Genomic DNA, 18,680 nt, shown 5'->3' with positions numbered 1-18,680 from the left:
CATGAGCACGCAGCCGAAGTTCCAGACCGATCGCGACCAGGACGCTGCTCGCAACGTCGGCCAGCCGCCGATCCGCGTCCTGCACTTACGCGATTCGCCCTGGGTCGACGGGCCGGGCCGCACGATTCTCGAAACCGGCTCGCACCTCGATCCGGCGCGCGTGGAATTTCACATCGGCGTGCTGGTGGCGAAGCGCGAAGGCGAGCATCCGCTGGTGGACGCGGCGAGGCAGCGCGGTATCAGCGTGACGGCACTGGCCGATCATGGCCGGCTCGGCAACGAGCTGATCGATCCCATTCTGCAGATCATCGATGACCGGCAGATCGACCTGTTGCACACCAGCGAGTTTCGCTCCAGTCTGATCGCTCAGATCATCAAACGCCGCCGGCCGAAGCTGCGCCTGGTCGCGACCGCGCATGGCTGGATCGCGAATACCTGGCGTCGGCGCGTCGTGCGTCTGCTCGACAAGATGATGTTCCGGCGCTTCGATCACGTGATCATCGTGTCGGAGGCGACTCGCTCGCTGGTGCCGCGCTGGTGGTTGCCGGAATCGCAGGCGACGGTGTTGCGTAACGCCCTGGTGCTCAAGTCGTACGGCAGCGAGACCGTCAACAAGCCGCGTCGTCCGATCGATCCAACTGGCGAAGTCACGATGGTGAACGTCGGTCGCCTGTCGCCGGAGAAGGGACAGGAGATGCTGCTCAACGCGATGCACGCGCTGACGCCGCGATGGCCGAAACTGCGGCTGAAGTTCGCGGGCATCGGGCCGCTCGAGGAACAGCTGCGCTCGGTGGCGAGGAACTTGGGGCTGGAGGAGCGCGTCGAATTCGTCGGCTACGTGAAGGACATGCCCCGTCTGTATGCTGACATCGATCTGGTCGTGCAGAGCTCGTTCACCGAAGGGTTGCCCAACGTGATCCTCGAGGCGGCGTATCTGCGCGTGCCGATCGTCGCAACGGCGGTGGGCGGGACCGCGGAAGTCATTGCTCACCAGGAATCCGGCTGGCTGATCCAGCCCACGCTGCAGCAACTCACCGACGGAATCGCGCAATTCCTGGAGCGACCGCAGGACTTCGTGCGGATGGCGGAGCGCGCGCACCAGGGTATCCTGCGCAACTACTCGTTCGACGTTCGCACCGAGAAACTGACTCGAATCTACCAGACGCTCGTCGGCAGACCTTCGTGAGAACCAGAGCCAAGGAGATGAGCCCCGAGGAGGCCGAGAAGAGTACTCGGTATCTCTACTGGTGGCTGCTGCTCGCCCTGTTCTTCGAGTACGGCCGTCCGGCCGCTTACTTCAAGCCGCTGGCGCTCGTGCCGCTGAACAGCGCCATCCCGCTGCTGCTGTTCGTGATCACGTGTTTCGCGAAAGGCCTGCGACCGTGGAACCGGATCTTTGCCGACGGGCTCGCCAAGTGGCCGTTCATCTTTCTGGGTGCGGTGCTGGCATCGATGCTCTGGGCGACGGTGGGAGGGTACTCCTTCATCGTGTTCCAGAAGATGCTCGGCTATCTGTTCATCTACATCATGATCGTACGCATCTGTACGAGTCGCGAGCGGGTGAATGGCGTGGCGTTGACGCTGATCGTCTCGCATCTGTTCCTGCTGGTCATGAACCCCGAGGTCGTGCTCTCGCCGACCACGCGGCACTACGTCATTGGCGCGACGTTCCTGGGCGACGGCAACGACTATTCGATGTCGATGTGCATCCTGCTCGGCTTCCAGCTCAACATCGCGCTCAATCAGACCTCCAGATTCAAGAAGATCTTCAGCTGGAGTCTGCTGGGCCTGCTGGTGCTGACCATCATCGGTACCCAGTCGCGAGGCGCGACGCTCGGCATGATGGGCGTGTTCGGTTACATGTGGTGGCGCAGCCCGCGCAAGGCCGTGGGTGTCGTCGCGATCATCGTCGCCGTGCTCGGCGTGCTGTTGTATGCACCGGCCGTGTACTTCGAGCGCATGGGCACGCTCTCCGCGCCTCAAGAGGACAGCTCCGCCGAGGGTCGTATCCATGCGTGGCGCGCCGGCACCAAGATGGCGTTACACAATCCGCTCGGTGTGGGCGCCGGCAACTTCCCCAACAACTTCCCGAAGTATCGCGGCCCCGATGCGCCGGTGCGCTGGATGACGGCGCATTCCATGTACTTCCTGATCCTGGGTGAGCTGGGCATCCTGGGCTTGCTGATGTTGTTCAAGCTCGTGTTCGGCAACTTCAGGAGCAACGCACGGTTGCGCAAGCGGCTCGAAGAGGAGCAGGTGCGACTCAAGGAGCCGACCCGATTCGCCGCCGATATTCGCGCGCTCAACGCCTACAACGGCAGCGTCATCGGTCTCGCCATTGCCGGTGGGTTCCTGTCGGTGACGTATTACCCGCATATCTTTGTGATGGTCGGCGTATGCGTGGCCCTGCGTCGCGTGATGGCGGAGGAGGCGGGATTGGTCGACGCACCCGCCACCGCGAAGAAACGTTCGGGGATGCGACGCCTGCGTCCGGGCGCCGAGCAGATTCCCGCGACCTGAAGATCAGTCCCGATTGAGCAACCAGCGTCGCGCGGCGAGCAGCGCGGGACGCGGATCGCCGGCACGCTCGAGCTCGTAACGGGTGCGCGGTTGCCACAGCTTCAGAAAGCTCAGCAGCGTGCGCCAGCGGCCTGGATGGACCTCGGGCAGGTTGAGCTGCGAGCGACTGCGCAACAACAGCGCGACCATCGCGTCCACATCGCCCCAGAACCAGCGCGAGCGCACGCCGACGCGGTAGCTGTCGATGGGCTTTGCCTGTTCCAATGCGATATCCACCGCGAGGCGCGGGAAATTCACGCCGGCATCGATCGCGAGCTGCAACGACCCCCAGAAGCGGCCGTTGATTTCCATCAGCTTCAAAGCGCCGGTGCGCGAGTCCTGCTTGAACTCCACCATGGCGACGCCGAGCCAGCCGATGCTTCGAAGCAGATGAATGGCATGTTCCTTCGCGACCGGATCGACCGGCGCGCTCTCACACAGCACGCTCACACCGCCCGACGGCGGCTTCTCTCGCAGGCGCCGATGCGCGAAGGTCGCGAGCACTTGCGAATCCTGGCCGCAACAGACGAACACACCGACGCCGGGGCCTTGAATGCGCTCCTGGATCAGCACCGGGAAAATGGCGGGATCCAGTTTGGTGAGCCGCGCGCGCAGATCTTCGGCGGTGTGCGAGTAGCCGGTGCCGCCCGAAATCCAGCGCTCGCCATTCCAGGCACGGGAGCGCGCAGGTTTGAACACGGCCGGATATTCCACGCGCTGTAACACCAGATCGATCTCATCGGGCGCGTCGACCACCAGTGTCTTCGGAATCGGCACGCCGATCTCGGAGGCGAGCTGCAGCACTTTCGACTTATCCGCGGCGGTCGCGACGATGTCGGCGTCCGGAAAGGGAATGCGAACCTTCGGCGGCAGCAGATCCCGCGCACGGGTCAGCAGGATCGTCGTGATCTCCGTCATCGGCAACAGCACGTCGATCTGCCGGCGCTCGGCGATCGCTGCGACGTTTCTGACGAACTGATCCGGCGCGCGATACGGGCTGCTGTAGGCATCGAAGCCGGCCGAATGTTTCGACACCGAGGCGAGCGATGGATGCGCCTCCGATGCCGTGAACACGGTGTGCCCGAGCTCGCCCAGGGCGCGAGTGGCTGCGAGCGCGGAGCGATTGTCTCCGTCCGTAACGAGTATTCGAGCCACTAGAAAATTCCGGCGAGGCGCGCCAGGAACGCGCCCGGCGTGGCCGTGCCACGCTCGTGGATGTTGATTCTTTTCAAGGTAAAGGCGTTGGCCGCGGGCGCCACGTGACCACGGATCGTGGTGTAGCCGGTGCGATAGCCGCTGTCGCGCACGGCGGCAGCGATGGCGGGATCGTGATCGCCGTTCGGATAAGCCATGTCGTGGGTATCGACGCCGATGCGCTCCTGGATGACCCGGCGCGAGCGCTGCAATTCCTCGCGCACGGCATCCGCTGCCAGCTTGGTCAGCGGCGTGTGCGAGCAGCAATGTGAGGCGATGGTGACCACGCCGCTTTCGCTGAGTTGTTTGACCTGCGCCCAGGATAGAAACCGGTCCGGGTGATTCTGCGGCAGCTCGACCTGCCATTGTTGTAACAGACCGTGCACGCGGGCGAGCAGTGCATCGAGCTGCGCCTGCGGTTGGGACTTCAACGAGTCGATCATGCTCCGGGTGGCGGTGCGGGCATCGGCCGGCGGCAGCTTCAGAACGTGGGCAATCCCCAGCTCGGTGAACAGCGGGGCGCTGCGCTCCGGGACGCTCGCCGCGGCGGCGAGATAGCGCGCCAGCGTCTCCTGCCAGAAACAACGCTCGGTGCCGACATAATCGGTCGCGACGAACAGCACGGCGGGCACGTTACATTCCTTGAGGATCGGCAGCGCGTGCTCGAGGTTGTCCAGCCAGCCGTCGTCGAACGTCACGATACAGGCCCGCGCCGGCCATTGGCCGCTTGCGAGCGCAGCCGAGAACTGTTCGGCGGTGAGCGGATTGAAAGATTTCCGTAAGGTCTGCATGTGGCGACGAAAGGTCGCCGGAGTGACCACGATGGCGTCGGTCGAGAAGGAGCGGGCCAGCTCCTGTTCGGGCAGGACGCGGTGGTAGGTGAGCGCCACGGCACGGCCCCGCAGCTTGCGCCCGAGATACAGGCTCAGCAGTCCGGTGTGGTACGCGCCGGCGACCAGCGCGCTCTTCAGAAGTCGCTTCGCAATCACAGATCGAGCATCTCGGGGAAACGCGCTGTCGGCGCCGTTGACGGAATTCTGCGGTTATTTATCGCCCGGCGCATTGTACCTGCGGTGGGTCACAAACCCGCGAACCTGTCCGCGTATTTAGTTGCACTGCCATACGTGTTTAGCGCATTCTGGCCGCACGGAACACACCGAGCGACCGGCCAAGCGGGGCTGGATAACGCTCAAAGGATGCGGTCTTGAAGCTGCTGGCGATTGCTGAGCATTTCCCCAGTCCCTACAAAGCCTATCACTACGTCCAGTTCGAGCGCTTCCTTCAGGATGGCCACGAACTGACGGTGTATGCCTTCGGGCTGCACGATGGCGGTATGGGCAATGGCGGCCAGGAAGGCGCGTTCGTGCGTCAGACGCGGTATTTGCCGCCGACGGCGCGGGAGCTGCCGAGCTTCTTCGGGCAGGCCCTGCGTGACTTCGTTCGCCGGCCCGGGCGGGCCCTCCAACGCTCGTTGCGTGCCTTCGCGCATCCCGCGTCTTTGAAGCATCGCTGCCTGAACATGGCTCGCGCGCTGCTGCTGCCCGCCGACAGCCCCGACATGGTGCTGGTTCACAATCTGCGAGCCGCCGCCAACCTGCAGTTCCTGCGGGCGATCTATCCCGAGGCGGTCATCGCCATGTACTACCACGGTGGCGAAGTGCCCGGCGTGCCGACGCCGTCAGTGGCGACGGTGAAGGCGACGTTCGACAGCTTCGATGTGGTGTTCACCAACACCGAAAGCTCCCGCAAGCACGCCATCGGTCGCGGTCAGGCGGCGGAGCGGATCGTGATTTCGCCGGTCGGTTTCGATCTGCGCGGCTTCCCCGACCCGCAGCCGCGTGCCTATCGGCGCGACGGCAAGCTGAATATTTTCATGGTCGGCCGGCTGAGCGAGGAGAAGGGCTTCATGCTCGGCCTGCAGGCGTTGAAGGTGCTGATCCAGGAAGGGCACGACATCAAGGTGCGCCTCGCCGGTGACGGGCCGTTGCGCAAACAGCTCGCGAGTTTCATCGCCGACAACGGCCTGGACCGGCACATCGAAATGCTCGGCCGGGTCGAGCAGGACCAGTTGTATCGCTGCTATACCGAGGCGGATGTATTCCTGTTGCCGAGCATCCCGGCAGGCACCTGGGAAGAGAACCAGGCCTGCGTCGTACAGGAAGCGATGCTGTTCAGAGCCGTGGCTGCCGTGAGCCGCACCGGTGGTGTGGGCGAGTCTACGGCGCCGACCATGTTGCCGTTCAGCTTCGAGCCGGGCGACGTGGAAGGCATGGTCGCCGGTCTGCGAAAGTTAGTGGGCTTGTCCGAAGAGCAGCTGCGTGCGTTGGGTGCGGAGGGGCGCGCGTTCGCGCAATCCCGCTACGACATTCGCGTGCTCAATGCCGAGCTCCTGAGCACGGCGCTGACCTATGCCCGTGACGCGGTCGTCGACGACGACGATTCCGAAGAGGCGATCGAAGCGGCTTAATCGACCACGCCGCGCATCGACGCGGCTACGCGCGCCGGCAGGTCTGCGGGTGAGTAGGCGTGCGTCGGCAGGGTGACGATGGTGTTCGCGACCTGACGGGCACCGGGCATCTCCAGATCGATGGCCGGCAAGTGTCTGGCCACTTCCGGAACATCGTTCAGCGCGCTCGGATAGGACGCCGTGGCGCCGATCCCCGCCGCCTCCAGCCTCTCCAGCAGCGCCGCTCGTCGGCTCGCATCCGTCATGAGGAACGGATAGCGCGCGTAGGCGGGCTGTGAGTTCGCTGGCACGTCGATCAACCGCACCCCGGGGACTTGGCTCAATGCCGCCTGTAGCGCCAGGGCGTTGTCCTGCCGGCCTCGAGTCAACGTCGGCAGCCGTTTCAGCAAGGTCCCGGCAAAGCCAGCCAGCGTTCCGCTGTAACGCTCGACCGGATACGTCTCATCATACACGGTGCGGCCCAGGCCCAGCCCGGGCAACTTGCGTACGACGCCGTATAGCGTGGGATGGAGCAGTGTCGCATATGCGGCGAGCTTGACGATCGTGGCGGCGGTTCGCGTCGCCGAGGCGGGCGCAAGCGTCGCGTGCCTGCGATCCAGCGCGGCTGACAGCTCCGGATGACTCGCGACCAGCGCGCCGCCTTCCAGGCTCGTGATGTTCTTGCCCTTATCGAAGCTGTACAGGCCGACATCGCCGAAGCCGCCGACGGGACGACCCTCATGCGTGGCGCCGAGCGCCTGCGCGCTGTCATCCAGCATGAAAGCCCCGTGCTCACGCGCGATCGCTTCGATGCTCTGCAGATGATTGGGAATCCCATACAAGTTCGCGGTGACGATCGCCAGCACGCGCGACAAATCGAACTTGCGTAGCGCCTCGGGATCGAGGCTCAGCGACGCCGGATCCACGTCGCACAGGCGCGGCTTCAGCCCGGCCTTGATGACTGAGGCAGGCACCGAATAGCACGTGTAAGCGGGGACGATGACTTCGACTCGCTGCGGGTCCTTGCTCACATCGCGCATCGCCTGCAACGCGAGCACCATCGCCGCGCGACCCGTGGACACGAGCCAATAGCGACGATGTCCGGCATGTGCCGCGAGGCCTTCACCGAGTGGAATCGCGGCGGACGATCCCAAGCCGCGAGCCAGGCTCACGACGAAAGTGACTGGAGAGATCGGCGTACCCGCCGGTGCGACGAATGCCATGGGCGCGGCGCCTTACGGAATCGATCGAGCCAGCGGCGGCCCGATCAGACGCGTCGCCCACAGCGGCAGCTTCTGCCACATCTGGATGGCGAGCTTGTACTTGGGATTGTCGACGTTGAGCTGCGGCATCTCGCCGCCGCGCGGGCGATGGAAATACCAATACAGCTGGCTGGACGTCGCATTCCATTTTTTCTTGAAATCCTCGGCACCGGAATCGGCGGTCGAGCGACCCAGGTGATAGCGAGCGCAGCCGCGCACGCAGGCATCGCGCATCATTTCCCAATACAGCACGTAATTGGCCTGCAGCGGCCGCGACAGTTCGGTGCCGCCGGCCCACAGGCCTTCGACCATGCCGTTGAAGTAGCCGTTGAAGGCGACCGCCACCGGCGTCGTGCCCTGCGAACAGACGAAGATGCTGGTGTATCCGGGCAGCGCTTTCAGGATGGTTTCGAAGTAGGAGCGCGCGTAGAAGGGCGTGCCCAGCGAGCGCCACGATTGCTCCATCACCGAATAGAAAACATCCAGCAGCTCGACGCCGCCGGAGCGCACTTCGAGATTGTTCTTCTGCGCGCGCCGGATGTTGGTGCGATGTTTGGACGCGAACTTGTTCCACAACGTGTCCGGATCGGGCGCCAGCTCGATGTGCATGCTGATCTTGCGCGTCGAGACGGCCATGTCGGTCTGGATGGCGGAGGCACAGCGCAGCTCGAGGTAGTCGGCCTTCAGCTCGTTCGCTTTCTCGCGCGCGGCCTGGACCAGCGCGTCGGTCGCGCTCGCATCGACCGTCACCGGGCCGCCGTAGTTGACGAACGGCATGGAGCACAGCACCCGACCGAACAGGGGGCTGGCGACGAACGTCAACGGCAGCACGCCGCGGATCTCGCCGCCCGAGCGCGCGATGAGATTGAAGCCGGGGTTGCGCAGCGCCTGGCGGTTGATCCCGCTCCACTCGAACAGGTGATAGAAGGAGCCCTGCGGTTGCTGGCTCAGGAACGCATTCCACTCGGTGGCGTGCGCGGCGCTGGCGGTCTCGACGGAGAGCGGCGCGCTGGCACCGGCGAGTGCGGCTTGGGGAACCACGGCAACAGTCATCAGCGCTTTCTCGAGTCCTGCAGTGTTTGTAAAAATTCTAGAAACGCGGCGGCGGCAATGGTACGGCCACGCTCGTTGAGATGACCACCGTCATAAGTCCACTCCCGCGCCAATGAGGGCACCCGGGTGCCCTCATCGTTGACCTCGCACGAGCGACCGTCGGCGCGGCGCGATTGTACCGCTGCCAGATCGAACAGTTTGTGACCGGCACCGAAGCTCGCCCGCAATTGTCGATTGAACCAGTCCCGGGCGCGATTGCCGATCAGGGACGGATGCCGATGCCCCAGGGCACGTCGCAGCCAGGCATACGGACCTTCCGGCAACGATCGCAGCGGTACCGTGCAATGTACCAACTGCACGCCGGGCTGATCTGCCGACAGTTGCTCAATCGCCGTCTGGTAGTGCTGCCACAGAGTTTCGGCATCGGCCTGCGTGGCGATGTCGACATAGCAGAACTTGAGTAACGCCACGTCGAAGTCGGGCCGGTCGGTGGCATTTAACACCTGACGGAAGGCCGCGATCTTGCCGAGTGGTTCTCGGTTTGCGCCGATCTGTTGGTGGATGATGAGGAGCGGCTGCGCAGAGCGAACGCCGCGGGCCTGAGTTAAGTCCAATACATCTACGGCCGCGCGCTGCTGACGTACGAGATCTGCTATGCCTGTAAGGATGTTTGCGCCTACGGATTGGTGCGCAAAAAATGTATTCATATCTTTGTCATCAGGAAACGTCGGGAATCTGGCGCTCGAATTGCGTTGTCGCCGGCTGGCAACGTGGGCAACGGACTCGGACGGTATTCAGGGAGCTGCTGCGTGACCTTGGAAAGTGTCCTACATAAAGTGCCGCCTCGTGATCTCGCGTTCTGAAGTTCGATGCGGAATGGCGACAGTTTTGCGGTTTGCCGAGGTGCGGATATCTTGCCGGCGCCTCGTGTACGGCGGCATCGAGTTGACGGTTGCGCAGGGCACCGCCTGCATTGATTGTGTAGGTTGATTGAGTATAAGTAAGTATTCCTGGTTTCAGGAGCATCGAGGGCCCAGCCCTCGCTTCGTCCGGGCAGTGATTTAGGAGTAGCAGCTAATGGCTCAGTTGAATGAAGTCACGCACCGCGCATACGCGGGCGCACGACGATGGGGGCGGGCACTTGCGCTCGCATGCATGTTTGCTGGCGGCATGAGTATAGCGACCTCGGCTTCGGCTGCTCGCACGGTTCGCTCGCTGCCGTTCACTGAAACGTTCGACACGAACAACTACAGCGACCTCACCTGGATCACCCAGGGCGCGACCCAGACCTGGATGCCGACCTCCGGTTGGAACGGGCGCGGTGCCGCCAAGTTCACCGGCCCGAACTCCGAAGGCTACGCGGCCGTCGGTCAGTTCGACTTTCGCGGCCTGTCGACGATCCCCGAGCAGATCAACATTCGCGTGCTGGTCTACCAGGGCCGCATGTGGCACGAGCTGGGCGCCGGCGGCAAGCTGATCATCCTGAATCGCGACGGCAATCGCGGCCGTCCGATGGTGATCGCCACCGACTATCAGGCCGGCAACTGGGAAAGCTGGGCGCCGTGCGACGGCACCGTGTGCCGCTTCGAGGGCGGCGAGGGTTGGCCGAACGGCACCGAGCGTCTGCGCCTCGGTAACAACACTCAGGGCGACGGCAAGCGCTCCAACGAGTGGATCAGCGTCGAGCTGGAAGCCAACACCCGCACCGGCATGATCAAGCTGTACATCGACACGCAGGACGGCCAGTTCCAGGGCCTGTACGTGCAGCGCTATATGGACGACACCGGCCCGGGCGGCACCTGGAGCTACGTCGACCTGATCGGCGGCTACATGAACTGGGGCAATGTCCGCGCCGATCCCGAAAACTATTTCATGCTCGATGACATCGTGATCGACGATTCCTACATCGGTCCTCCGGCCGGCTTCCGCACGGGCACGACCCCGCGTCCGAATCCCCCGTCCTCGCTTTCGGTGCAGTAATAATGGTACGGATCACGAAAACATCTTCCCTGGCGGCCGCGCTGTGCCTGATCGGCGCGAGCCTGACGACTCAGCCGGCGCTCAGCGCCGCGGCCCGCCTGCCCTTCACCAGCAGTTTCGAAGCCGGCACGTTCGGCGAATGGAACGGTGGCCTGGATTCCTCGATGACGGTCACCTCCTCGATGGCGACGGACGGCCGGTATTCGACGCAGTCCGTGATGACCGCGGGCCGCTCGACCGACAACTACAAGGAATACGTGTTTGGTGACAACCGGCGCGTCGGCGGCGAAGTCGCCGACGATGGCGTGTGGCTCACCTTCGACAGCCGTTTCGACACGGGCTTTCATTTCGCCGATGGTGCGGGCGTGCACAAGATCGCCATCATCAATCTGGAAGACGTGAACGACGGTCGCCGCCGCTATCAGATCATCATCAACGTCATCCCGCGTAACGGCGAGTATTTCGTCGATCATCTGAAGTGGAACGCCGATGGCAGCTTCGGTCGCACCATGCCGAACGTCTCGCAGAACATCGGCACGCCGGCGACGGTGCGGTTCGGCCAGTGGGACAAGCTGAAGCTGTACATCAAGCAGAATACGCTCGGTCAGGCGAACGGCGTGGTGCGCTTCTGGGTCAACGGCGTGCTCAAGGGCGAGCATACCGACGTGCAGCTGCGCGAGAACGTCAACGTGTTTCCCAACAAGCTGATCATGTCGAACTACGTCACGGAGACGACGGCCTACGGCACGCAGCGTTGGGACAACTGGCGCCTGTCGGAGACCGATCCGGATGCCAATGCCGTGCGGCCCAATCCGCCGGTCCTGAACAGCGTCCAGTAACAAAGTCGTAATCCTCAGACGGCGGGCGCAAGGCCCGCCGTCGAGTTCATTGACACTCCGTCGCTCGGCAGTGTGCGGTGGCTCGTGACGCTGGCCCTCCCGGGCATGTACCCTCGCGCGGATGTTGACCAAACTCTCCTCCCGCGCCGGTGAGCTGTTCGGCTTTCTCAATCGAACCGATGGTTCCTTGAGAAGCAAGATCCTGCGCTCCGGCTTCTGGCAGGCGCTGGCGACCTTCGGTGTCAATGGTCTGACCTTCGCCAAGTCCGCGGTCCTCGCGCGCCTGCTGGCCCCCGAGGCGTTCGGCTTGATGTCCCTGTCCCTGATGGCCATTCGTGGCGCGCAGCTGATCACGGAGACCGGCTTCGGCAGCGCCATGGTTCAACGCCAGGGCGATTGGGATTCCGCCAAGGACACCGCTTTCACGCTGCTCGCGTTGCGAGGCTTGCTGCTCGCCGTGCTGATGGTGCCGGTTGCGTACGGCATGGCTGCCTTCTACGGCAAGCCCGAGCTGGTGGCGTTGATCACCGTGCTCGGCGCGAGCTTTCTGTTTTCCGGCACGGCCAACATCAACCTGTCGCGCACCATCCGGGAGCTGGACTTCAAGAAGGTCGCGATCATCGAGAACGTGGTCGGATTCGCGTCCTTCGTCGTCGCCATCGCCATCGCCTGGTGGACGCGCTCGGTGTGGGCGCTGGTCGCAAGCTTCGTGGCCGCCGCCGTCATCAAGACCGCGCTGTCCTACCTGCTGATTCCCGGCAAGCCGGTGTTTCACATCGATCGCAAGATCGCGATCGAGTTGCTCCACTACGGCAAGTTCATCACGGCCTCGACCATCCTGATGTTCATCGCCTCGGAGGCGGGCGGCGCGGTGATCGGCAAGATGCTCGACGTGGCGCAGCTCGGCCACTATTCAGTCGCGTTCCTGCTGGCGAACTTCCCGCCGACGCACGTGGCCTTCGTGCTCTCGAACATCATGTTTCCGGCCTACGCCAAGATCCAGAACGACTTGCCGGTGTTGCGCAAGACGTTCGCTCAGGTGACCGACGTCATCGCATCGCTGGTCATGCCGGTCATGGCGGGCATGGCCGCCGCCTCCGGCACGATGATCGGCGCGTTCTACGGCGCGGGCTGGGAAGATGCGGTCGGGCCGTTCCGCATTCTGTGCATCTACGGCGCGATCCACGCGATCGTCACCGTCAACGGTTACATGTTCAACGGCATCGGCCGGCCGGACATCGGCTTTCGTATCGCCGTCATCCGCGTGGTGAGCATCCTGGTGCTGATCGTGCCCGCGATCAAACTGTGGGGCACGGTGGGCGCGGCGGCGGCGATGAGCTTCGTGATGGTGACGAACCTGCTGTATGGCCTGTATCAGGTCACCAAGGTGATGGGCGCGAGCTGGGGCGAGGTGTTGCGTCCGCTGTGGCCCGCGACCGTCAAATCCATCGCGGCGGGCGGGGCGATCTGGATCGCCGATCAGCTCCTGCCGGACAGCAAGCTGGAGATCGTGTGGCTGATCCTGGTCGGGGCCGTGGTCTATGTTCCGATGAACATCGGCATGATCAAGACCGTGCTCAAGCTGAAGAAATGACTCGTCAGCCGAACACTCTCAGCAACAGGTTCTTGACGAAGTTGGAGGCGCGGAAGCGCGAATTTCGGGTGCCCTGAATGTTCGAGGGGAACACGTTGTTCACGCCGACCAGCTCCGGCCACACGCCGTGCGCCTGCAAGCCCCATTGATCGACCCGCCCGAGCAGGGAGTCGGCGGGATAGCGGATCGGCAAGGTGTTCTCCGCGAGCACGCGGGCCGCGCGCTGGCTGATGAGATAAGCCGTGGCGGCAACGGGCAGGGACTCGCCGAACTTGAAGCGCACCAGGCCGTCGACGGCCGGCTCGAAATGCCGGCAGTCGAAGCGCAGTTGAATGACGCCCCAGTCCGCCGGCGCGGCTTTGATCGCCGCCTCGATCCGTTCACGGGCGTCGGCGCCGAACTGCGCGTCGTCCTCGCTCACGAGCGCGTACGGCGTGCCGTCGCGAACCATGCGCTGATAGATCGACAGGTGGCTGCGTCCGCAGCCGATCTCGGCCATCGATAACGAACGATCGAAACTCTGGCGCGAAACCTCGTCGTTGTAACGGCCTTCGCGAATCTCTTCGTCGAGCGACATCTTCTTGCCGTCGAATGCCGGTATCACGGTGGGCTCGATGCCCAGGCTGCGCAGGTGGCTGGTGATATACAGCCGGCGCTCCGGACTGCGCTCCAGATTGATCACGTACGCAGGATAGGTCTGCGGGGCCACCGACAGCGGCTGATTGCGCAAGCGACGCAGGCGCCGGTACTCGCGATAGTTCTTCGCAGCCCGGAACAGGATCGAGGACTGTAGGTCGGCCATGATGTCGCTTAGGGTTTTTCGTTGCGGCGCCGATCGGTGTCGATGAGCTCGACGTTCAGGCCGGCGCCGAGGAACGCAAAGGCGATCTCAGCTTCATCGAATGCTTCACCGGGCTGCGGCGCGGCCAGCACGCGAGCGCCCTTGGATTCCAGATCCTGCACACCACCGGCGACGGTCTGGGTCTTGAACGCCAGATGATGCAATCCGCCGCCGCGCTCCTTGATGAAGTCCACCAGCGGCGAGGTCAGCGACGACGGCTCGATCAGCTTGATATCGATGGAGCCGGCCTTGCGCATGAACTGCACGTTCACCTGCTGGCGCGTATTGGTGACGACCTCGGTGCGCGCGGTATAGCCCAGCATCTTCTCGAGCACGGCGCGCGCCGGGGCGATCTTGCGCACGGCGAGACAGACGTGATCGAGCTGATAGTCGGGCGCGCCGCCCGTCGACTGAGCGTCGCTCATCTCACTTCGCTCCGTGCAGGCTCTGCAACCAGCCACGGCTCACCGCGACCATTTCTTTCTGCCATGGCGTGAAGGACAGCACGTGATTGGCCTCGGCCACGATGTGTTGCTGCAGCTGAGGCAGGTAGGGCTGCAATTGTTCGGCGAACGGCGCGGCGAATTTCTCTTCGTACTCCGACTGCAGCCGATCCTTTTCGCTGAACAGCATCAGCGCGCGGCCGCCGCGTTTCAGGAAGGCGAAGAACGCCGGGGGGAACAGGGGATTCGCGTTGCCACGCTGTTCGGCGGTGGCCGCGACCGGCGCGGCCTGCGCGATGGGCTTTTCCTTGATGATGAGCCGCTTCATCGAGCGCCAGATCACGCCGTATTCGCTCTGGAACGTGAGCAGACGCCACCACGACATCGGCTGCAGCAGCCGGCGGTAGTAGCCTTGCCGACGCGAATCCAGCTGCTGGCGAGTCAGATACTTTGCAGGCGTCGCCGCGTTGCTGGCGAGCGTGACCGTCATGCCGAGCGACAGCAAGCCCTCGACATCGGGCTCGCGCTCCGCGGTCAGCAGCGCCGTGATCGCGCCTCCGCACAGCCCGCCGAGAATGAATTTCTTCGCCCCAGTGTTCTGACGCAGCCACTGAATGGCACTGCGCGAGTCGGCGACATAGCGACCCACTTCGATGTTGTTATAAACATCGGCGAGCATGGTCTCCTGCAACTCGCCCGAGGAATCGCCGAGACCGTAGAAATCGAAACGAAACACGCGGTAGCCCATTTCCACCAGCGAGTCCGTGAGCGGCACGTACAGGCGGCCCGGGCCGACGCGCATTTTCACGCCGGGGGAGAGCAGCACGATGACCGGCAGATCCTCACGGACCTGCGCGGGCAGATGCAGCGTGCCGAACAGAGTATTGCCTTCGCTGCTGGTGAATGTGACCGCGCTCACGTCGCCGGGTTGTTGCATGCTCAAGGTTCCTGCCGAATTCATTGCGATCGCATCAACCGCCGGACGCGGCAGTCTCGAGGGGCGCCACCGCGGGGGCGCCCGTGACTTCATCCAGCCAGCGCAGCGTCAGCTCCTGCAGCTGGCTCGCACGCGGGTAGAAGGGCTTGATCTCACGCCAGAAGGGTTGCTCGGCCGCTCGCGCCAGCGTGCCTTGGCCATAGCTTGCGGCGAGTGCCTTCAGCTCGGCGCGCTCTTTCTGCGCCTCGGTCGCCGCGATCTGGACGATCAATGCCGGACCGGCATGTCGTTTGGCGTCGGTGGTGAGCAGGGTGCTCACGCCGCAGCTGTCGAGCAGGCCCTTGCCGATCTCATAGCCGTCGACATTGACACTGCCGCCGGCGCGAATGCGGGCGGTGAGGACTTCGCGGTTGTCGACGACCTTGCCGTAGACCGCCAGCTGCGTGCTCAGATTGGAACGCAGCAGCTCCTGGAAATACGCATCGCCGTCGAGGATCGGATCCCACAACACCAGCGGCGCGCCTGCCAGGCGAGGGGAGACGTTCGATTCGGCGAGCAGGGCCGCGAAGGTTGCCCCCATGCGCAGCCCGATCAGTCCGATCTGCTCGATCGCAGGGGCGCGCTGCTCGAGCGCGCCAATCGCGGCCCGCAGGTCCTCGCGATGCGATTCGAGGCTGGCATCGGCGCTCAGGCCGCTGCTGTCACCGGCACCGAAGTAATCGAAGCGCAGAACCGCATGGCCGTGCGCGGCCAGGGCGCGGGCGCAACTGACGAAGACCCGGTGGCTCCACAGTTTTTCCTCGCCGAACGGATGGCTCATGACGAAGGCGAGCGGCTTGGCCGTGCCCGCCGGGAGATGCAGAATGCCGAACAGCCGGGCATCCTCGCGAGCGAAAAAGAAAGGTGTCTCGGTCACGCGATTTAGGGAGTTGGCGACGGGTTGGAACGGCGAATGATACCCTGACTGCCCGGGGCGGGATGTCGTCTGGTTCGCAGTCACCACCGACCGGGCATCGTCCGGAGGGGCCATGGCCGCCTTGCGGCGGGTTGAGTACGCTAGCCCGCCGCTCGATGCTCCAGACAGCGGCCGAAAGGGCCGGTCCCTAGTCGAAATTCCGACTCTGCAGGCGATGTCGACAGGGCTGACAATCCGCCGCCGGTGTCTGGGGCTTGCATCACAGCCCGCCCGCCGCCCGGACGGCTACAGTAATCGACTTGTGAGTCCTGGATCCCAAGAAGGAATCGAATGCCGAAGCGCATCTTGTTCGTCGAAAGCAACCGCGATGGCACGGTCGGCGGCTCGTATTTCCTGCTGCTCGACCTGATCCGGGGCCTGGACCGTTCGCGCTACGAGCCCATCGTCGGCTTCCACCGCGAGAACTATCTGATGGACCAGTTCCGGGCCGCCGGTGCCGAAGTGGTGCTGTTCGACAACCTGAAACCGGTGGACTTCGGTGCGCTCAATGGCGTGCTCAACCCCATCAAGCGGCTCGGCAATCTGTATCGCGGTCTGTACGCCCAGGCGCGCGTGCATGCGAAGTACTTGCGCGAGCAACGCATCGATCTGGTCAATCTCAACAACTCGATGACGCGCAATCACGCCTGGATGCTGGCGGCGCGGCAGGTCGGTATTCCGTGCATCACGCACGAGATGGGCATCAACCAGAGCTATTCGTTGCTGTCCAAGTATTTTGGCAAGCGCCTGGACCGCATCATCAGCCTGTCGCATGCGATCTGCAAAGCGATGCTGGAGAATGGCGGCATCGATTACCCGAACATCCAGGTCATCCACTGCGGCATCGACCTGACCCGGTATCAGATCAAGGAAACGCCGGCGCAGCTGCGCCAGAAGCACGGCATTCCCGACGGCGTGCCGGTGATCGGCGTGGTCGGCAACGTTCGTGAGTGGAAAGGGCAGGAGACGCTGGTGCGCGCCACCGCGATCCTGAAAAAGAAATATCCCGACATCCGCTGCGTGCTGGTGGGCGACCGCGGCAAGGGGCCCAGCGAATATGGCGATCGTCTGGATCGCATCGAGAAGGAGCTGGGCCTGACGGGCAACATCGTGCATGCCGGCTTCCAGCGCAACGCCATCGACTACATGGAGTTGATGGACGTGGTCACGCATACCTCGATTCATCCCGAGCCGTTCGGCATCGTGACCCTGGAGGCGATGTCGCGCTCCAAGCCGCTGGTGTCGACCACCATCGGCGGTCCGGCCGAAGTGGTGGTGAACGGCGAGAGCGGCCTGCTGGTCGACCCGGGCAAGCCCGAGGACCTGGCTGCCGCGGTCGATCGTTTCCTGAGCGATCCGGACTATGCGCGCCTCACCGGCAAACGCGGCTATGAAAGAATGGCCTCGAGCTTCAGCATGAAGCAGAGCATCGATAAAACCATGGCCGTCTACGCGGAAGTCCTGCGACTGCCCGCGCCGCAGCCGTCCACCTCGTCGAATCACGCAGTCACAGCGAGTAACGTTTAATGGGTCAGTTCAGCAGAAAGCGCATCCTGGTCACCGGCGGCGCCGGCTTCCTGGGCTCACACCTGTGCGATCGCCTGATGGCCGCCGGCAACGACGTGTTGTGCGTCGACAATTTCTTCACCGGCGCCAAGGACAACATCGCGCAGTTGATCGACAACCCGAACTTCGAGCTGATGCGTCACGACGTGACGTTCCCGCTGTACGTGGAGGTCGATGAAATCTACAACCTCGCGTGCCCGGCCTCGCCGATTCATTACCAGCACGACCCGGTGCAGACCACCAAGACCAGCGTGCACGGCGCGATCAACATGCTCGGCCTCGCCAAGCGCGTGCGCGCCAAGATCTTCCAGGCCTCCACCTCCGAGGTGTACGGCGATCCGGCGGTGCATCCGCAGGTCGAGGAGTACTGGGGCAACGTGAATCCGATCGGTCCGCGTTCCTGCTACGACGAAGGCAAGCGCTGCGCCGAAACGCTGTTCTTCGACTATCACCGGCAGCACAAGCTGCGCATCAAGGTCATCCGCATCTTCAATACCTACGGCCCGCGCATGCACCCCAACGACGGCCGCGTGGTGTCGAACTTCGTGATGCAGGCACTGCAGAATCAGCCCATCACCATTTATGGCGATGGCAGTCAGACGCGCTCGTTCTGCTATGTCGACGACATGATCGATGCGTTCATCGCGCTGATGGCGAGCGGCGACGATGTCACCGGCCCGATCAACGTCGGCAATCCCGGCGAGTTCACCATGCTGGAACTGGCGCAGAACATCATCGACATCACCGGCTCGAAGTCCAAGATCGAGCGGCGGCCGCTGCCGCAGGATGATCCGAAGCAACGTCGTCCGAATATCGAGAAGGCGCAACAGCATCTGGGCTGGAGCCCGAAAGTGCCGCTGCGTGAGGGCCTGGTCAAGACCGTCGAATACTTTGACAAGCTGATCGCCGCGAAGAAGGCGATCTGACGACGAGCACCGGGAGGCCTGTGACCCGATTCACCTCCCGGTGAATTCTCACAACAAAGTCACAACGAATAATAATAAATGACCG

Annotated in this window: 17 protein-coding genes; 8 read left to right on the top strand and 9 right to left on the bottom strand. The window is 63.7% G+C overall.

The features are described from left to right. The first annotated feature begins 1 nt into the window (after position 1). Both EKO19_RS17275 and EKO19_RS17270 read left to right on the top strand, forming a co-directional pair. Positions 2 to 1,186, top strand: a complete 1,185-nt coding sequence (locus tag EKO19_RS17275; protein ID WP_129777709.1) for a glycosyltransferase family 4 protein — start codon at positions 2 to 4, stop codon at positions 1,184 to 1,186. Then, positions 1,183 to 2,520 (top strand): O-antigen ligase family protein, encoded by a 1,338-nt coding sequence (locus EKO19_RS17270; RefSeq protein ID WP_129777708.1) that lies wholly within the window; start codon positions 1,183 to 1,185, stop codon positions 2,518 to 2,520. Before EKO19_RS17275 ends, EKO19_RS17270 begins: the two co-directional genes overlap by 4 nt. A gap of 3 nt (positions 2,521 to 2,523) precedes the next feature. Here EKO19_RS17270 and EKO19_RS17265 read toward each other — a convergent pair whose 3' ends face one another. Both EKO19_RS17265 and EKO19_RS17260 read right to left on the bottom strand, forming a co-directional pair. Beyond that, on the bottom strand, positions 2,524 to 3,714 hold the full coding sequence (locus EKO19_RS17265; protein WP_129777707.1) for a carboxylate--amine ligase: 1,191 nt from the start codon (positions 3,712 to 3,714) through the stop codon (positions 2,524 to 2,526). Beyond that, positions 3,714 to 4,742 carry a polysaccharide deacetylase family protein gene (locus EKO19_RS17260; protein WP_129777706.1) on the bottom strand — a complete coding sequence of 343 codons (1,029 nt, stop codon included), beginning with the start codon at positions 4,740 to 4,742 and terminating at the stop codon, positions 3,714 to 3,716. Before EKO19_RS17260 ends, EKO19_RS17265 begins: the two co-directional genes overlap by 1 nt. 215 nt (positions 4,743 to 4,957) lie before the next feature. On the opposite strand from EKO19_RS17260, the gene EKO19_RS17255 reads away from it, so the two are divergent. Beyond that, positions 4,958 to 6,220: a glycosyltransferase family 4 protein gene (locus EKO19_RS17255; protein WP_129777705.1), complete on the top strand. Its 1,263-nt coding sequence runs from the start codon at positions 4,958 to 4,960 to the stop codon at positions 6,218 to 6,220. Here EKO19_RS17255 and EKO19_RS17250 read toward each other — a convergent pair. The 3 genes from EKO19_RS17250 to EKO19_RS17240 are packed head-to-tail and all read right to left on the bottom strand — an operon-like array spanning position 6,217 to position 9,221. Continuing rightward, positions 6,217 to 7,422, bottom strand: coding sequence for a DegT/DnrJ/EryC1/StrS family aminotransferase (locus EKO19_RS17250; protein WP_129777704.1), 1,206 nt, complete (start codon positions 7,420 to 7,422; stop codon positions 6,217 to 6,219). The two genes, EKO19_RS17255 and EKO19_RS17250, sit on opposite strands and share 4 nt — an antisense overlap. A 12-nt stretch (positions 7,423 to 7,434) precedes the next feature. Next, the gene (locus EKO19_RS17245) at positions 7,435 to 8,514 is read right to left on the bottom strand and encodes a FemAB family XrtA/PEP-CTERM system-associated protein (protein WP_129777703.1); all 1,080 of its coding nucleotides are present in this window, start codon (positions 8,512 to 8,514) and stop codon (positions 7,435 to 7,437) included. Then, entirely contained in the window at positions 8,514 to 9,221 is a 708-nt protein-coding gene (locus EKO19_RS17240; RefSeq protein WP_129777702.1) for an SGNH/GDSL hydrolase family protein, read from the bottom strand. Before EKO19_RS17240 ends, EKO19_RS17245 begins: the two co-directional genes overlap by 1 nt. Before the next feature lie 463 nt (positions 9,222 to 9,684). On the opposite strand from EKO19_RS17240, the gene EKO19_RS17235 reads away from it, so the two are divergent. The 3 genes from EKO19_RS17235 (at position 9,685) to EKO19_RS17225 (ending at position 12,927) form a co-directional block, all read left to right on the top strand. After that, positions 9,685 to 10,494, top strand: coding sequence for a hypothetical protein (locus EKO19_RS17235; protein WP_129777701.1), 810 nt, complete (start codon positions 9,685 to 9,687; stop codon positions 10,492 to 10,494). Between the two features lie 2 nt (positions 10,495 to 10,496). Continuing rightward, positions 10,497 to 11,333, top strand: a complete 837-nt coding sequence (locus EKO19_RS17230) for a heparin lyase I family protein (protein WP_129777700.1) — start codon at positions 10,497 to 10,499, stop codon at positions 11,331 to 11,333. A 121-nt stretch (positions 11,334 to 11,454) separates the two neighbouring features. After that, positions 11,455 to 12,927: a lipopolysaccharide biosynthesis protein gene (locus tag EKO19_RS17225; protein ID WP_129777699.1), complete on the top strand. Its 1,473-nt coding sequence runs from the start codon at positions 11,455 to 11,457 to the stop codon at positions 12,925 to 12,927. A gap of 4 nt (positions 12,928 to 12,931) precedes the next feature. Here EKO19_RS17225 and EKO19_RS17220 read toward each other — a convergent pair whose 3' ends face one another. The 4 genes from EKO19_RS17220 to EKO19_RS17205 are packed head-to-tail and all read right to left on the bottom strand — an operon-like array spanning position 12,932 to position 16,064. Next, positions 12,932 to 13,729 (bottom strand): glycosyltransferase family 25 protein, encoded by a 798-nt coding sequence (locus EKO19_RS17220; RefSeq protein ID WP_129777698.1) that lies wholly within the window; start codon positions 13,727 to 13,729, stop codon positions 12,932 to 12,934. An 8-nt stretch (positions 13,730 to 13,737) separates the two neighbouring features. Continuing rightward, positions 13,738 to 14,193, bottom strand: a complete 456-nt coding sequence (locus EKO19_RS17215) for a VOC family protein (protein WP_129777697.1) — start codon at positions 14,191 to 14,193, stop codon at positions 13,738 to 13,740. A 1-nt stretch (position 14,194) separates the two neighbouring features. Then, positions 14,195 to 15,148, bottom strand: coding sequence for an alpha/beta fold hydrolase (locus EKO19_RS17210; protein ID WP_157995303.1), 954 nt, complete (start codon positions 15,146 to 15,148; stop codon positions 14,195 to 14,197). 34 nt (positions 15,149 to 15,182) lie between these two features. Next, the gene (locus EKO19_RS17205; RefSeq protein ID WP_157995302.1) at positions 15,183 to 16,064 is read right to left on the bottom strand and encodes a serine aminopeptidase domain-containing protein; all 882 of its coding nucleotides are present in this window, start codon (positions 16,062 to 16,064) and stop codon (positions 15,183 to 15,185) included. Positions 16,065 to 16,394: 330 nt separating this feature from the next. Here EKO19_RS17205 and EKO19_RS17200 point away from each other — a divergent pair, with 330 nt between their 5' ends. Next, positions 16,395 to 17,630 carry a glycosyltransferase family 4 protein gene (locus EKO19_RS17200; protein WP_129777694.1) on the top strand — a complete coding sequence of 412 codons (1,236 nt, stop codon included), beginning with the start codon at positions 16,395 to 16,397 and terminating at the stop codon, positions 17,628 to 17,630. Beyond that, complete coding sequence (locus tag EKO19_RS17195; RefSeq protein WP_129777693.1) at positions 17,630 to 18,595, top strand: UDP-glucuronic acid decarboxylase family protein; 966 nt, start codon at positions 17,630 to 17,632, stop codon at positions 18,593 to 18,595. Before EKO19_RS17200 ends, EKO19_RS17195 begins: the two co-directional genes overlap by 1 nt. Positions 18,596 to 18,680: the final 85 nt, after the last annotated feature.

Source organism: Peristeroidobacter soli, from assembly GCF_004138485.1.
Lineage (GTDB): Bacteria > Pseudomonadota > Gammaproteobacteria > Steroidobacterales > Steroidobacteraceae > Steroidobacter > Steroidobacter soli.
Note: the sequence above shows the minus strand (reverse complement) of the source record. Positions and strands in the feature narration are given on the sequence as shown.